The following is a 14,130-nucleotide window of genomic DNA, read 5'->3' on the forward strand; positions in this document are numbered from 1 at the left end:
CGTGGGGAGCACCTGTCATCCAACAGTCAGTCCGTTGCGCGGCCTCCGGCGGCGCAGCCCTCTTGATGAACAAGTACACAAGGGATTTGCTCCATGTCTTCTTCCCTCGCTTTCGTTTTTCCCGGCCAGGGCTCTCAGGCGGTCGGCATGCTTGCCGAGCTGGGTGCACAACACGGCTCGATCCGCGAGACGTTCGCCGAAGCCTCTGCCGCTCTCGGCTACGACCTCTGGGCGCTGACCCAAGAAGGTCCGGCCGAGCTTCTTAACCAGACCGACAAGACCCAGCCGGCCATCCTGGCTGCGTCTGTGGCGCTGTGGCGTCTGTGGCAGGCCGAGGGTGGCGCGCAGCCGGCCTTCGTTGCCGGTCACAGCCTGGGCGAGTACTCGGCGCTGGTCGCGGCCGGCAGTCTGGCGTTTGCCGATGCGGTCAAGCTGGTCGAGCTGCGTGGTCAGCTGATGCAGCAGGCAGTGCCGGCCGGGCAAGGCGGTATGGCGGCGATCCTTGGTCTGGACGACGATGCCGTGCGTGCCGCCTGTGCCGAAGCGGCGCAGGGTGAGGTGGTCAGCGCGGTCAACTTCAATGCGCCGGGCCAGGTGGTGGTTGCCGGCTCCGCAGCGGCCGTCGAGCGTGCCATCGAGGCGTGCAAGGCACGTGGCGCCAAGCGCGCCATGGCGCTGCCGGTGAGCGTGCCGTCGCACTGCGCACTGATGCGTCCGGCCGCGGAAAAATTCGCCGCCGCCGTGGAGGCCGTCGACTGGCAGCTGCCGCAAATCGCCATTGTGCAGAATACCAGCGCCCAGGTGCCGGCCGACCTGGTCGTGCTCAAGCGCGACCTGCTCGAGCAGCTGTACAGTCCGGTGCGCTGGGTCGAGTCGGTGGTGCTGCTGGCCGAACGCGGGGTGACCGAACTGGTCGAGTGTGGCCCTGGCAAGGTACTGTCCGGCCTCAACAAGCGCTGCGCCAAGGGCGTGAATACCTACAATCTGGATACCCCCGAGGCCTTTGCCGCTGCTCGTGCGGCGCTGGCCTGAACATCAGGAGAATCACCCCATGAGTCTGCAAGGTAAGGTGGCCCTGGTCACCGGCGCCACCCGCGGCATCGGTCAGGCCATCGCCCTGGAACTGGGTCGTCAGGGCGCCATCGTCATCGGTACCGCCACCAGTGCGTCCGGTGCCGAGCGCATCGCCGAATTCCTCAAGGCCAACGACATCGAGGGCGCCGGCCTGGTGCTGGATGTGTCCAATGACGAATCCGTGGCTCAGACCCTGGAGCACATCCAGCAGCATCTCGGTCAGCCGGCCATCCTGGTCAACAACGCCGGCATCACCCGCGACAACCTGATGCTGCGCATGAAGGATGACGAATGGCACGATGTCATCAACACCAACCTCACCAGCATCTACCGCCTGTCCAAGGCCGTGCTGCGCGGCATGACCAAGGCCCGCTGGGGTCGCATCATCAACATCAGTTCGGTGGTCGGCTCCATGGGTAACGCCGGCCAGGCCAACTACGCGGCGGCCAAGGCCGGCGTCGAGGGCTTCAGTCGCGCCCTGGCGCGCGAGGTGGGTTCGCGCGGCATTACCGTCAATGCGGTGGCGCCGGGCTTTATCGATACCGACATGACCCGCGAGCTGCCCGAAGCCCAGCGCCAGGCCCTGCAGACCCAGATTCCGCTGGGGCGCCTGGGCCAGGCCGAGGAAATCGCCAGCGTGGTTGCTTTCCTGGCCGGCGATGGTGGAGCCTATGTGACCGGCGCGACCATTCCGGTCAACGGCGGCATGTACATGTAAGAAAACGGTGGCCGGCATGGGTCGGCCATTGCTGCTGTCCAACCTCTGTAGCGGTAGGTGGCTGTTTTTACTGGTGCTTCCGGCGGTCGTCGTGTGAATCAGTTCGACAGGTCGGCAAGGGTTTTGCTTGAAAAGCTGAAAACCCTTTCTATACACTAGCCGCCACCAGCTACATGGAACTCTCCATAGGAGTGAGAACTAGATATGAGCACTATTGAAGAACGCGTCAAGAAAATCGTTGCCGAGCAGCTTGGCGTAAAAGAAGACGAAGTGACCAACAGCGCTTCCTTCGTTGAAGACCTGGGTGCTGACTCCCTGGACACCGTCGAGCTGGTAATGGCTCTCGAGGAAGAGTTCGAGACCGAAATCCCGGACGATCAGGCCGAGAAGATCACCACCGTTCAGGAAGCCATCGATTACATCAATGCTCATGGTCAGCAGTAAGTAATCGTCGGTTCCGACCGGAAAAAGCCGCACGTCCCACAAAGACGTGCGGCTTTTCTTTTTGTAAAGGGGAGGCGTGGCGGCAAGCTGGCTACGCTTCACCGCTGTAGTGGATCAACAAGAGGAGAGCGCTGTGTCGCGTAGACGCGTCGTGGTCACCGGTCTCGGCATGCTGTCACCCCTCGGCCCGGATGTGGCCAGCAGTTGGCAGGGCGTGCTGGCCGGGCAGAGTGGCATCGGTCCCATCGGGCATATGGATGTCTCGGCCTTCAATACCCGCTTTGGCGGCTCGGTCAAGGGCTTCAATGTCGAGGACTACCTGCCGGCCAAGGAAGCTCGCAAGATGGACCTCTTCATCCAGTACGGCCTGGCAGCCAGTTTCCAGGCGGTGCGCGATGCCGGTCTGGAAGTCACCGATGCCAATCGCCAGCGCATCGGCGTGGCCATGGGCTCGGGCATCGGTGGTCTGACCAATATCGAGAACAACGCCAAGTCGCTGCACGAGCAGGGGCCGCGGCGGATTTCGCCGTTCTTCGTGCCGGGCTCGATCATCAACATGATTTCCGGATTCCTGTCGATCCATCTGGGCGCACAGGGTCCCAACTACGCCATCACCACCGCCTGCACCACGGGCACCCACTGCATCGGCATGGCGGCACGCAATATCGCCTACGGCGACGCCGACGTGATGATCGCCGGTGGTGCCGAGATGGCCAGCTGCGGCCTCGGTCTTGGCGGCTTCGGTGCGGCGCGTGCGCTGTCCACCCGCAATGACGATCCCGCGCGGGCCAGTCGTCCGTGGGACCGTAATCGCGACGGTTTCGTGCTGGCCGACGGTGCCGGCGCGCTGGTGCTGGAAGAACTCGAGCATGCCCGTGCCCGTGGCGCGCGCATCTATGCCGAGCTGGTCGGCTTCGGCATGAGCGGCGACGCCTACCACATGACCGCTCCGCCGGAGACCGGCGAAGGTGCCGCACGCTGCATGGAGAATGCCCTGCGCGATGCCGGGCTGAATCCGGAGCAGGTGCAGTACATCAACGCCCACGGCACCTCGACCCCGGCCGGGGACCTCGCCGAAGTCGCGGCGGTCAAGCGCGTGTTCGGCGAGCATGCCTATCGTCTGGCGGTCAGCTCGACCAAGTCGATGACCGGCCACCTGCTCGGCGCCGCCGGCGCGGTCGAGGCGATCTTCAGCATCCTCGCCCTGCGGGACCAGGTGGCACCGCCGACCATCAACCTCGACGAGCCGGACGAGGGCTGCGATCTCAACTTCGTCGCCCACAAGGCACAGGCCATGCCGATCGATGTGGCGGTGTCCAACTCCTTCGGTTTCGGCGGCACCAACGGCACGCTGGTGTTCCGCCGTCTGGTGGACTGATGCTGGTGTGGATCGACGGTCGGCCGGCAGCGCTGCTGCCGGTGACCGACCGTGGTCTGGCCTACGGCGATGGACTGTTCGAGACCATCGCCGTACGGCAGGGACGGATGGACCTGCTCGATCGCCATCTGCAGCGCCTGGCCGACGGTGTGCAACGCCTCGGGCTGCCGCTGGACTTGGCGCTGGTACGCGCCGAGTTGCTGGCCTTCGCCGGCGAGTTCGGCCACGGCGTGGCCAAGCTGATCGTCACCCGCGGCGATGGCCTGCGCGGCTACGCGCCGCCGGTCGATACCCACTGTCGGCGCATCCTCAGCGGCAGCCCGGCTCCGACCTATCCTGTCCGCAATCGCCTGGATGGAATCCGCCTGTATCCCTGCGCCACCCGTCTGGCCGAGCAGCCGCTGCTGGCCGGGCTCAAGCACCTCAATCGCCTCGAGCAGGTCCTCGCCCGTGCCGAATGGCAGGATCCGGCCTACGCCGAAGGCCTGATGTGTGACAGCAGCGGGCGGGTGATCGAGGGCGTGTTCAGCAACCTGTTCGTGGTGCGCAATGGCGAGCTGCTCACCCCGTCGCTGGCGCGTTGCGGCGTGGCCGGGGTGATGCGCGCGGAGGTCATCGCTCGTGCGGCGGCGGCCGGCGTGACGACGAGGGTCGGCGATCTCGACCGTGCGGCCCTGCTTGCGGCTGATGAAGTCTTCCTCTGCAACAGCCAATACGGCATCTGGCCGGTGGTCGCGCTCGATAGCCACGGCTGGCCGGTCGGCAAGCTGACCCGTAAACTGCAAGGTCTGCTTGCCGACCTGGTGGATGTCTGATCGTGAAACGTTTTCTGCTCTACCTGCTGGAAGGTGGTCTGCTGCTGGCAGGCCTGCTGCTGGTCTTCGCCGGCTGGCAGCAGCAAGTGGCGCTCACACAGCCCCTCGTGCTCGGCGAGGAGCGCCTGCTCGAGGTGCCGGCAGGATCCACGCCTAGCGGTCTGCTGAGTCGTCTCGAGGACGAGGGGGTGCTGGAGGGCGCGCTGTGGCTGCGTCTGTACTGGCGCTTCAATCTCGACGGCAAGGGTCTGCACAGTGGCGAATACCGCCTGACACCCGGGCAGACCGCCGGTGATCTGCTGGCCCAGTGGCAGCGCGGTGAGGTGGTGCAGTACGGCCTGACCCTGGTCGAGGGCTGGACCTTCCGCCAGCTGCGCAGCGCGCTGGCGGCCCAGGAGCGCCTGGAGCAGACCCTGGCCGATCTGGACGATGCGGCAGTGATGCAGCGTCTCGGTCTCGGCGGTCAGCATCCAGAAGGGCGCTTCTTCCCCGATACCTATCGCTACGTGCGCGGCATGCGCGATATCGACCTGCTGCGTCAGGCCCATGAAAAGCTGAGCCGCGTGCTCGACGAGGAATGGCAGCAGCGCGCCGAGGGATTGCCGTATCGCGAGCCCTACCAGGCGTTGATCATGGCCTCGCTGGTGGAGAAGGAAACCGGCGCGGCCCACGAGCGCGAGGAAATCGCCGGGGTGTTCATCCGCCGTCTGCGCCTGGGCATGCTGCTGCAGACCGATCCGACGGTGATCTATGGTCTGGGCGAGCGCTACACCGGCAACCTGAACCGCGCCCATCTGCGCGAGCCGACGCCCTATAACACCTACACCAATCCGGGTCTGCCGCCGACGCCGATCGCCATGGTTGGCCGCGAGGCGATCCACGCCGCGCTCAATCCAGCCGCTGGCGACAGCTTGTACTTCGTCGCCCGCGGCGACGGCACCCATGTTTTCTCGCGTTCGCTCGACGAGCACAACCGCGCGGTGCGCGAATACCAGCTCAAGCGGCGTGCCGACTACCGATCCAGTCCGGCCGCTGCGCCACAAGGAAATATCCCGTGAGTGGTCTGTTCATCACCCTCGAAGGCCCCGAAGGCGCCGGCAAGAGTACCAATCGCGACTATCTGGCCGAACGCCTCGAGAGTGCCGGCTGCGAAGTGCTGCTGACCCGCGAGCCGGGCGGTACGCCGCTGGCCGAACGCATCCGCGAGCTGCTGCTCGAGCCCAGTGCCGAGCCGATGGCCGCCGATACCGAGCTGCTGCTGGTGTTCGCGGCGCGCGCCCAGCACCTGGCCCAGGTCATTCGCCCGGCCCTGGCGGCGGGCAAGGTGGTGCTCTGCGACCGCTTCACCGATGCCACCTACGCCTACCAGGGCGGCGGTCGCGGTCTGCCGCTGGAGCGCATTGCCCAGCTCGAGAACTTCGTGCAGGGCAGCTTGCGTCCGGACCTGACCCTGGTGTTCGACCTGCCGGTGGAGATCGGCCTGGCCCGCGCCGCCGCCCGCGGCCGCCTGGATCGCTTCGAACAGGAGGCGCAGGACTTCTTCGAGGCGGTGCGCCAGACCTATCTGGCCCGTGCCGGTCTGGCCCCCGAACGCTATCGGCTGCTGGATGCCGCGCAGCCGCTGCACGCGGTGCAGGCGCAGCTCGACCGCCTGTTGCCCGAACTGCTGGAGCGCGCCCGTGGCTGAGGCCTATCCCTGGCAGGCGGCGTTGTGGCAGCAGCTCAGCCGCCGCGAGCGGCATGCCCATGCCTACCTGCTGCACGGGCCGGCGGGTATCGGCAAGCGGGCGCTGGCCGAGCGGTTGGCCGGCCTGCTGCTGTGCCGTGCCCCCACCGCTGCAGGGGCCTGTGGCCAGTGCAAGGCCTGCCTGCTGCTGCGCGCCGGCAGCCACCCCGACTTCTTTGAATTGCAGCCGGAGGATACCGACAAGCCGATCCGCGTCGATCAGGTTCGCGAGCTGGTTGATTTCATCGGTCAGACCGCGCAGCTCGGCGGGCGCAAGCTGGTCCTGCTCGAGCCGGCCGAGGCGATGAACCTCAATGCCGCCAACGCTCTGTTGAAAAGCCTGGAGGAGCCCTCCGGGGATACCGTGCTGCTGCTGGTCAGCCACCAGCCCAGCCGTCTGCTGCCGACCATCAGGAGCCGTTGTCAGCAGCAGGCCTGCCCGCTCCCGGGGCCTGCTGCCGCCCGTGGCTGGCTGGCTGGTCAGTTGCCGGAGCTGGATGCGGTCGTGCATCAGCGCCTGCTCGAGCTGGCGGCCGGTTCGCCGCTGCGCGCCCTGCAGCTGTTTCGCGATGGAGTGCTCGAGCAGCGCACCCAGGTAGAGGAGGGGGTGAAGAAGCTGCTCAAGCAGCAGGTCACGCCCTCCGAGCTGGCGGAGAGCTGGAAGGCTGTCCCCCTGCCGTTGTTGCTGGACTGGTTCTGCGAGTGGCTGTTGCTGGTGCTGCGCTTCCAGATGAGCGGCGACGAAGCGGGGTTGGGCGCGCCGCAGATGGGCAAGGTGATCGGCTATCTCGCCGGGCGCACAGCCCTGCCGGCGGTGCTGGAGCTGCAGGACTGGCTGCTGGCGCAGCGACAGAAGGTGCTCGGCAAGGCCAACCTCAATCGCGTACTGCTTCTCGAAGCACTGCTGGTGCGGTGGGCAAGCCTGCCGCGGGCGAGCTAGAATCGTCTCCCGGATCAGTCTCGGAACATCCCCATGAGCATGCCCCCGAACCTGGGTGGACGAAACGCCATCCTGACGCTTACCCTCAAGGACAAGGCCCAGCTGTACGCGGCCTACATGCCCTTCGTGCGCAATGGTGGCCTGTTTATCTCCACCAGCAAGACCTATCGCCTGGGCGACGAGGTGTTCATGCTGCTCAGCCTGATGGATGAGCCGGAAAAGATCCCGGTCGCCGGCAAGGTGGTATGGGTTACCCCCAAGGGCGCTCAGGGCAACCGTACCGCCGGTGTCGGCGTGCAGCTCAACGACAGCGACCGCAGCACCCGCAACAAGATCGAAACCTACCTCGCCGGCGCCCTCAAGTCCGAGCGTCCGACCCTGACGATGTGATGACTCTCGTAGATTCCCACTGCCATCTCGACCGCCTGGACCTCGCGGCCCACGGCGGTTCCCTGGACGCCGCGCTAGCGGCGGCACGCAGCCGCGGCGTCGGTCGCTTCCTGTGCATCGGCGTGAGTGCCGACAACGCCGCGGCGGTGCGCCGTCTGGCGGAAACCTACGACGACGTGTATTGCTCGATCGGCGTGCACCCGCTGGATCTCGAGCCGGGCAGCGAGCCGGTGCTCGACTGGCTGCTGCGCGAACTGGACCACCCGCGGGTGGTCGCCATCGGCGAGACCGGCCTGGACTACCACTACCAGCCCGAAGCGGCAGCCCTGCAGCAGGCCGGATTCCGCCTGCATCTCGAGGCGGCGCGGCAGACCGGCAAGCCGGTGATCGTGCATACCCGCGAGGCGCGCGCCGATACCCTGGCGATGCTGGCCGAGGCCGACCTGCCCCAGGCTGGAGTCCTGCACTGTTTCACCGAGGACTGGGACATGGCCCGCACGGCCCTGGACATGGGCTACTACATATCCCTGTCCGGCATCGTCACCTTCCGCAATGCCGAGGCGTTGCGCGAGGTGGCGCGGCGCGTGCCGGCCGATCGGCTGCTGGTGGAAACCGATGCGCCCTACCTGGCGCCGGTGCCCCATCGTGGCAAGCCCAATCTGCCGGAGTACGTGCGCGATGTGGCTGAGTTTCTCGCTGGTGTGCGTGGGGTGAGCTTCGAGACGCTGGCGGCGCAGACCACGGCCAACTTTCATCGTCTGTTTCCCCTGACCACACCGCTCGAAAAGTGACAGGCAAAAAAAACCCGGGTTCTGGGGGGGAATCCGGGCCAAGACCATTAGGAGTGAAACCGGAGGAAGCGTTCCCACGCCACTCCGACTGACGGGCACTTGGGGGGAGGTGCCGCAATCAGTAATGATGAGTATTGACCAGCATCCTGCGTTTTGCCGGCAGGAATCCCCCTGTTTTAAAACAGATTTGAAATAGATCGGCCTTTGCTGAGTGCGTCCATGCATCGCAGATGCCAGATCGGGCCGATTCTCTCCACTGTTGCCCCCGCTGCTGGCGGCAGATCCTGTTCAGGCCAGTTGCCGCAGCAGTCCCAGCGTCTCCTCGATTACCCCTTCCGGCGTATAGAAGTGCGGCGACAGGCGAATGCCGCCGCCACGCTGGGCGCAGACCACCTGCTGCTGTTTCAGGCTCTCGAAGAGTTGGCCGTTGTCCCGTCCGGCCAGGCTGAAGGTGAGAATCCCGGCGCGGCGCGTGGGTTCCTGAGGGCTGAGCAGACGGGCGCCGGGCAGGCCGGCAATGCCCTCGTGCAGACGGGCGATGCGCTGCTCCAGCAGAGTCGCCACCTGCGCCATGCCGACCTCCTCGAGTAGCGCCAGGCTGGCCTCCAGCGCCATGGCGCCGAGCATGTTCGGGCTGCCGCACTCGAAGCGGCGGGCGGTCTTCGCCGGCTGCCAGTCGCGCCGGTCGTAGTTGCCGGCATCCTCCAGCATGTGCCAGCCGTATTCGTGCAGCCTCAGTTGCTCGCGCAGGTCGCGGCGGCAATAGAACACCCCGAGGCCTTCCGGGCCGAGCATCCACTTGTGCCCGTCGGCCATGGCGAAGGCGCACTGGCTGGCCTGTACGTCGAACGGCTGGGCGCCGAGCTGCTGGATGGCGTCGATGCACAGCAGCACGCCGCGCTGCGTGCAGCCGGCGCCGAGGCGTGGTAGGTCCAGGCGCAGGCCGCTGGCGTACTGCACGACGCTGATCGCCAACAGGCGGGTGCGTGGCGTGCAGGCGGCGAGCAGGCTGGCCTCCGGATCGTCGCCGGCGAGACACACCTCGATCACCTCGACCCCCTGCGGGCGCAGCGCTTCCCACACCACCCGGTTGGAGGGGAATTCCTGGTCGCTGATGACCACCTGGTCGCCGGGGCGCCAGTCGAGGCCGAAGGCCACGAAGGACAGCGCTTCCGAGGTATTCTTGACCAGCGCCACGTCGGCACTCGAGGGCGCATTGAGCAGACGGGTCAGGCGCGCGCGCAGACGCTGCTCAACCTGCAGCCATAGCGGGTAGTCGCGGGCGCCGATGCGCATGTTCTGCTCGGCAAAGGCGCTCACCGCCTGGCTGGCGCGGCGCGGCCACGGTGCCACTGCGGCGTGATTGAGGTAGCGCAGGCCGGGCTCCTGGGGGAATTCGTCGTGCCATGCAGTCATGTCGGGCTCCGTGTGGGGCAATATGGCGGGGCGGCAAGGCCGCTGGCGCCGCAATGGCGGGGCGAGTGTCGGGTCAATGATAAGCGCAAGTGCACCAGCGCAGACTTCACAGGGGATGACTATGAGTGATTCGGACAAGGCGGGTGACCTGCTGCAACAGATTCCGCCGGCGGCCGGCAAGGGCCTGCCCCCGGTGCATCTGTGGAATCCGCCATTCTGCGGCGATATCGACATGCGCATTGCCCGCGATGGCAGCTGGTTCTACATGGGCACGCCGATCGGGCGCAAGCCGATGGTGCGCCTGTTCTCCACCATCCTGCGCCGCGACGGCGACGCCTACTTCCTGGTGACGCCGGTGGAGAAGGTGGGTATTCGCGTCGACGATGCGCCCTTCGTGGCGGTGGAGGTCGAGGTGGAGGGCGAGGGTGAGGCGCAGCAGCTGCGCTTTCGTACCAATGTCGAGGATCAGGTGTCGGCCGGTGCGGAGCATCCCCTGCGGGTCGAGCTGGACGCGCAGACCGGCGAACCTGCGCCCTATGTCCATGTGCGTGCCAACCTCGAGGCGCTGATCCATCGCAACGTGTTCTATCAGCTGGTCGAGCTGGCCGTGCCGCGCGAACTGGAGGGGCAGGTCTGGCTGGGGGTGTGGAGCGGCGGCGAGTTCTTCCCCATTGCGCCGCAGCCGGAGTAGACCCTGCGTGCAGAAAGCAGAAAGGCTCCCGAGGGAGCCTTTCTGCTGAGCTGGCGCTTACATGTTGGGGTAGTTCGGCCCGCCGGTGCCTTCCGGAGCGATCCAGTTGATGTTCTGCGCCGGATCCTTGATGTCGCAGGTCTTGCAGTGCACGCAGTTCTGCGCGTTGATCTGGAACTTCTTCTCGCCGCTTTCCAGGGTGACCACCTCATAGACGCCAGCCGGGCAGTAGCGCTGCGCCGGTTCGTCATACAGCGGCAGGTTCTTGCCCAGCGGAATGCTCGGATCGGCCAGCTTCAGGTGGCAGGGCTGGTCTTCCTCGTGGTTGGTGTTGGAGAGGAACACCGAGGACAGCTTGTCGAAGCTCAGCTTGCCATCCGGCTTGGGGTAGTCGATCTTCGCGCACGCGGCGGCCGGCTTCAGACAGGCATAGTCCGGCTTGTTGTCGTGCAGGGTCAGCGGGATCTTGCCGCCGAACAGGTTCTGGTCGACGAAGTTGAACGCCCCGCCGAGGATGGCGCCGAACTTGTGGATGGCCGGGCCGAAGTTGCGGCTGCGGAACAGCTCGTCGTACAGCCAGCTGTCCTCGAAGGCCTTCACGTAGTTGTTCAGCTCGTCGCCGCCCTCGCGGCCGGCGCCCAGCGCCTCGACGATCGCCTCGGCAGCCAGCATGCCGGACTTCATCGCGGTGTGGCTGCCCTTGATCTTGGCGAAGTTGAGGGTGCCCAGATCGCAGCCGATCAGCGCGCCGCCCGGGAAGACCATCTTCGGCAGCGAGTTGAGGCCGCCCTTGCAGATGGCACGCGCGCCGTAGGCGATGCGCTTGCCGCCTTCCAGGTACTGCTTGATCACCGGGTGGTGCTTGTAGCGCTGGAATTCGTCGAACGGCGACAGGTGCGGGTTGCTGTAGGACAGGTCGACGATCAGGCCGACCGACACCTGGTTGTTCTCCAGGTGATAGAGGAAGGAACCGCCCGGGTTCTCGTCGTTCAGCGGCCAGCCGGCGGTGTGCACCACCAGGCCCTGCTCGTGCTTGGCCGGATCGATCTCCCACAGCTCCTTGATGCCGATGCCGTAGTGCTGGGCGTCGGCCTGGGCGTCCAGCTTGTAGCGCTGGAGCAGCTGCTTGCCGATGTGGCCACGGCAGCCTTCGGCGAACAGGGTGTACTTGGCACGCAGTTCCATGCCGGGGGTGTAGTAACCCTCTTTCGGATTGCCCTCGTGGTCGACGCCCAGGTCGCCGGTGACGATGCCGCGCACCACGCCGTGCGCGTCGATCAGCGCTTCCTGGGCGGCGAAGCCCGGGTAGATCTCGACGCCGAGGTTCTCGGCCTGCTGGGCCAACCAGCGGCACAGGTTGCCCAGCGAGATGATGTAGTTGCCTTCGTTGTGCATGGTTTTCGGCACGGCGAAGTCGGGGATCTTGCTGGCGGTCTCGCCGCTCTTGAGCAGGTAGATGTCGTCGCGCTTGACCGGGGTGTGCAGCGGCGCGCCCTGGGCCTTCCAGTCGGGGAACAGTTCGTTGAGCGCACGCGGTTCGAACACCGCACCGGAGAGAATGTGGGCGCCGACTTCGGAGCCTTTCTCCACCACACAGACGCTGAGTTCCTGGCCGGCTTCGGCGGCCTTCTGCTTCAGGCGGCAGGCGGCGGAGAGACCGGCGGGGCCCGCTCCGACGACGACGACGTCGAATTCCATGTATTCGCGTTCCACTCTCTAATCTCCTAACTCAAGGCTGGCAATCTGCTTGTTGGAAGTCCGCAATGCGGTTTTTTGTGCAGCGCAATATATTTACGCTGTACGGCAAGGTCGATACAAGCATTTGTTCGAGGCTGGCTCAACGGCGCGCATTTTAAGGTGCGGCGCCGGCACAGTGGAAGTTTTGTCGTATTGACCGGTCCAGGGGATGTCGTCAAGATATTGTGTTTTTGCTGGTCGCGGTAACGCTGAAAGTCGGTTGCACCCGACGGGCAGCCCGGCCTGGTACGCCACGGCGATACCATATCAATTCACCGGAGAACACGAGGAATCCATGAAGATTCTGGTAGCTGTCAAACGAGTGGTCGATTACAACGTCAAGGTTCGCGTCAAGGCGGACAATTCCGGCGTCGACCTGGCCAACGTCAAGATGTCGATGAACCCGTTCTGCGAGATCGCCGTGGAAGAAGCGGTGCGCCTGAAGGAAAAGGGCGTGGCGACTGAAATCGTTGCCGTCTCCGTTGGCCCGACCGCTGCCCAGGAACAGCTGCGCACCGCGCTGGCCCTCGGCGCCGACCGCGCCATCCTGGTCGAATCCGCCGACGAACTGAATTCCCTGGCCGTGGCCAAGCTGCTCAAGGCCGTGGTCGACAAGGAGCAGCCGCAGCTGGTCATCCTCGGCAAGCAGGCCATCGACAGCGACAACAACCAGACCGGCCAGATGCTCGCCGCGCTGACCGGTTTTGCCCAGGGCACCTTCGCCTCCAAGGTCGAGGTCGCCGGCGACCAGGTCAACGTCACCCGTGAGATCGACGGCGGCCTGCAGACCGTGGCCCTGAAGCTGCCGGCCATCGTTACCACCGACCTGCGTCTCAACGAGCCGCGCTACGCTTCCCTGCCCAACATCATGAAGGCCAAGAAGAAGCCGCTCGATGTGGTCACTCCCGATGCGCTGGGCGTGTCCACCGCCTCGACCGTGAAGACCCTCAAGGTCGAAGCCCCGGCCGCGCGCAGCGCCGGCGTCAAGGTCAAGTCGGTGGCCGAACTGGTCGAGAAACTGAAGAACGAAGCGAAGGTGATCTGATGGCTATCCTGGTTATCGCTGAGCACAACAACGCAGCGCTGGGTGCTGCGACCCTGAACACCGTGGCCGCCGCTCAGCAGATCGGTGGCGACATCCACGTGCTGGTCGCAGGTAGCGCGTGCGCCGCCGTTGCCGAAGCCGCCGCCAAGGTCGCTGGCGTGAGCAAGGTGCTGGTCGCCGACAACGCCGCCTTCGCCCACCAGCTGCCGGAGAACGTCGCGCCGCTGATCGCCGAACTGGGCAAGGGTTACAGCCACGTGCTGGCCGCCGCCACCACCACCGGCAAGAACGTGCTGCCGCGCGTCGCCGCGCTGCTGGATGTCGACCAGATCTCCGAGATCGTCAAGGTCGAGAGCCCGGACACCTTCAAGCGGCCGATCTACGCCGGCAACGCCATCGCCACCGTGCAGTCCAGCGCGGCGATCAAGGTGATCACCGTGCGCGGCACCGGTTTCGACCCGGTGGCGGCCGAAGGCGGTGCTGCCGCCATCGAAGCGCTGGCGGCTGGCAGCGATGCCGGCATCTCCAGCTTCGTCGGCGAGGAGCTGGCCAAGTCCGAGCGACCCGAGCTGACCGCTGCCAAGGTGGTGGTTTCCGGCGGTCGCGGCATGCAGAACGGCGAGAACTTCGCGCTGCTCTACAAGCTGGCCGACAAGCTCGGTGCGGCGGTCGGTGCCTCGCGCGCCGCGGTCGATGCCGGTTTCGTGCCCAACGACATGCAGGTCGGCCAGACCGGCAAGATCGTTGCGCCGCAGCTGTACATCGCCGTCGGCATCAGCGGCGCCATCCAGCACCTGGCCGGCATGAAGGACTCCAAGGTGATCGTGGCGATCAACAAGGACGAGGAGGCGCCGATCTTCCAGGTAGCCGACTACGGCTTGGTCGGCGACCTGTTCGACATCGTTCCGGAGCTGGAAAAGGCCCTGTAAGCAGCCTTGCTCCTGCCGAGAACCCGCTCTTCGGAG

General features: G+C 65.9%; 15 protein-coding genes. 13 read left to right on the top strand and 2 right to left on the bottom strand.

All coding sequences use genetic code 11. From position 1 onward, the window contains the following. Positions 1-93 precede the first annotated feature (93 nt). The 10 genes from fabD (at position 94) to BMZ19_RS05190 (ending at position 8,276) form a co-directional block, all read left to right on the top strand. Entirely contained in the window at positions 94-1,032 is a 939-nt protein-coding gene (gene fabD, locus BMZ19_RS05145) for an ACP S-malonyltransferase (RefSeq protein WP_090307865.1), read from the top strand. Positions 1,033-1,051: 19 nt separating this feature from the next. Continuing rightward, on the top strand, positions 1,052-1,792 hold the full coding sequence (gene fabG / locus BMZ19_RS05150; protein WP_090307869.1) for a 3-oxoacyl-ACP reductase FabG: 741 nt from the start codon (positions 1,052-1,054) through the stop codon (positions 1,790-1,792). A gap of 204 nt (positions 1,793-1,996) precedes the next feature. Further along, positions 1,997-2,236, top strand: coding sequence for an acyl carrier protein (acpP, locus tag BMZ19_RS05155; RefSeq protein ID WP_090307873.1), 240 nt, complete (start codon positions 1,997-1,999; stop codon positions 2,234-2,236). 133 nt (positions 2,237-2,369) lie between these two features. Next, complete coding sequence (gene fabF, locus BMZ19_RS05160) at positions 2,370-3,614, top strand: beta-ketoacyl-ACP synthase II (protein ID WP_090307876.1); 1,245 nt, start codon at positions 2,370-2,372, stop codon at positions 3,612-3,614. Further along, the gene (gene pabC / locus BMZ19_RS05165) at positions 3,614-4,429 is read left to right on the top strand and encodes an aminodeoxychorismate lyase (RefSeq protein WP_090307879.1); all 816 of its coding nucleotides are present in this window, start codon (positions 3,614-3,616) and stop codon (positions 4,427-4,429) included. The genes fabF and pabC overlap by 1 nt, the downstream gene beginning before the upstream one ends. Positions 4,430-4,431: 2 nt before the next feature. Continuing rightward, a complete protein-coding gene (gene mltG / locus BMZ19_RS05170) occupies positions 4,432-5,487 on the top strand; it encodes an endolytic transglycosylase MltG (RefSeq protein WP_090307882.1) in 1,056 nt (351 codons plus the stop codon). After that, entirely contained in the window at positions 5,484-6,116 is a 633-nt protein-coding gene (tmk, locus tag BMZ19_RS05175) for a dTMP kinase (protein ID WP_090307885.1), read from the top strand. Before mltG ends, tmk begins: the two co-directional genes overlap by 4 nt. Further along, complete coding sequence (locus BMZ19_RS05180) at positions 6,109-7,095, top strand: DNA polymerase III subunit delta' (protein WP_090307887.1); 987 nt, start codon at positions 6,109-6,111, stop codon at positions 7,093-7,095. The genes tmk and BMZ19_RS05180 overlap by 8 nt, the downstream gene beginning before the upstream one ends. Positions 7,096-7,128: 33 nt before the next feature. Then, positions 7,129-7,485 carry a PilZ domain-containing protein gene (locus BMZ19_RS05185; protein WP_090307891.1) on the top strand — a complete coding sequence of 119 codons (357 nt, stop codon included), beginning with the start codon at positions 7,129-7,131 and terminating at the stop codon, positions 7,483-7,485. Then, entirely contained in the window at positions 7,485-8,276 is a 792-nt protein-coding gene (locus tag BMZ19_RS05190) for a TatD family hydrolase (RefSeq protein WP_090307893.1), read from the top strand. The genes BMZ19_RS05185 and BMZ19_RS05190 overlap by 1 nt, the downstream gene beginning before the upstream one ends. 288 nt (positions 8,277-8,564) lie before the next feature. On the opposite strand, the gene BMZ19_RS05195 is transcribed toward BMZ19_RS05190, so the two are convergent. Then, the gene (locus BMZ19_RS05195) at positions 8,565-9,692 is read right to left on the bottom strand and encodes an aminotransferase class V-fold PLP-dependent enzyme (protein WP_090307896.1); all 1,128 of its coding nucleotides are present in this window, start codon (positions 9,690-9,692) and stop codon (positions 8,565-8,567) included. 121 nt (positions 9,693-9,813) lie between these two features. On the opposite strand from BMZ19_RS05195, the gene BMZ19_RS05200 reads away from it, so the two are divergent. Then, a complete protein-coding gene (locus BMZ19_RS05200) occupies positions 9,814-10,383 on the top strand; it encodes a DUF1285 domain-containing protein (RefSeq protein ID WP_090307899.1) in 570 nt (189 codons plus the stop codon). A 57-nt stretch (positions 10,384-10,440) separates the two neighbouring features. Here the strand turns inward: BMZ19_RS05200 and BMZ19_RS05205 are convergent, their stop codons facing one another. Beyond that, positions 10,441-12,096 (bottom strand): electron transfer flavoprotein-ubiquinone oxidoreductase, encoded by a 1,656-nt coding sequence (locus BMZ19_RS05205; protein ID WP_090307901.1) that lies wholly within the window; start codon positions 12,094-12,096, stop codon positions 10,441-10,443. Positions 12,097-12,415: 319 nt separating this feature from the next. Here BMZ19_RS05205 and BMZ19_RS05210 point away from each other — a divergent pair, with 319 nt between their 5' ends. Both BMZ19_RS05210 and BMZ19_RS05215 read left to right on the top strand, forming a co-directional pair. Beyond that, a complete protein-coding gene (locus BMZ19_RS05210; RefSeq protein ID WP_090307904.1) occupies positions 12,416-13,165 on the top strand; it encodes an electron transfer flavoprotein subunit beta/FixA family protein in 750 nt (249 codons plus the stop codon). After that, a complete protein-coding gene (locus BMZ19_RS05215) occupies positions 13,165-14,094 on the top strand; it encodes an electron transfer flavoprotein subunit alpha/FixB family protein (RefSeq protein ID WP_090307907.1) in 930 nt (309 codons plus the stop codon). Before BMZ19_RS05210 ends, BMZ19_RS05215 begins: the two co-directional genes overlap by 1 nt. Positions 14,095-14,130: the final 36 nt, after the last annotated feature.

It is taken from the genome of Pseudomonas linyingensis, from assembly GCF_900109175.1.
Classification (GTDB): Bacteria; Pseudomonadota; Gammaproteobacteria; order Pseudomonadales; family Pseudomonadaceae; genus Geopseudomonas; species Geopseudomonas linyingensis.

What these genes read in the sequence shown, in the direction of transcription:
- BMZ19_RS05195 (WP_090307896.1), bottom strand. Translation starts at nt 9,692, where the DNA reads ATGACTGCATGGCACGACGAATTCCCCCAGGAGCCCGGCCTGCGCTAC.
- BMZ19_RS05190 (WP_090307893.1), top strand. Translation starts at nt 7,485, where the DNA reads ATGACTCTCGTAGATTCCCACTGCCATCTCGACCGCCTGGACCTCGCG.
- BMZ19_RS05185 (WP_090307891.1), top strand. Translation starts at nt 7,129, where the DNA reads ATGAGCATGCCCCCGAACCTGGGTGGACGAAACGCCATCCTGACGCTT.
- BMZ19_RS05210 (WP_090307904.1), top strand. Translation starts at nt 12,416, where the DNA reads ATGAAGATTCTGGTAGCTGTCAAACGAGTGGTCGATTACAACGTCAAG.
- fabG (WP_090307869.1), top strand. Translation starts at nt 1,052, where the DNA reads ATGAGTCTGCAAGGTAAGGTGGCCCTGGTCACCGGCGCCACCCGCGGC.
- acpP (WP_090307873.1), top strand. Translation starts at nt 1,997, where the DNA reads ATGAGCACTATTGAAGAACGCGTCAAGAAAATCGTTGCCGAGCAGCTT.
- fabD (WP_090307865.1), top strand. Translation starts at nt 94, where the DNA reads ATGTCTTCTTCCCTCGCTTTCGTTTTTCCCGGCCAGGGCTCTCAGGCG.
- pabC (WP_090307879.1), top strand. Translation starts at nt 3,614, where the DNA reads ATGCTGGTGTGGATCGACGGTCGGCCGGCAGCGCTGCTGCCGGTGACC.
- BMZ19_RS05200 (WP_090307899.1), top strand. Translation starts at nt 9,814, where the DNA reads ATGAGTGATTCGGACAAGGCGGGTGACCTGCTGCAACAGATTCCGCCG.
- BMZ19_RS05215 (WP_090307907.1), top strand. Translation starts at nt 13,165, where the DNA reads ATGGCTATCCTGGTTATCGCTGAGCACAACAACGCAGCGCTGGGTGCT.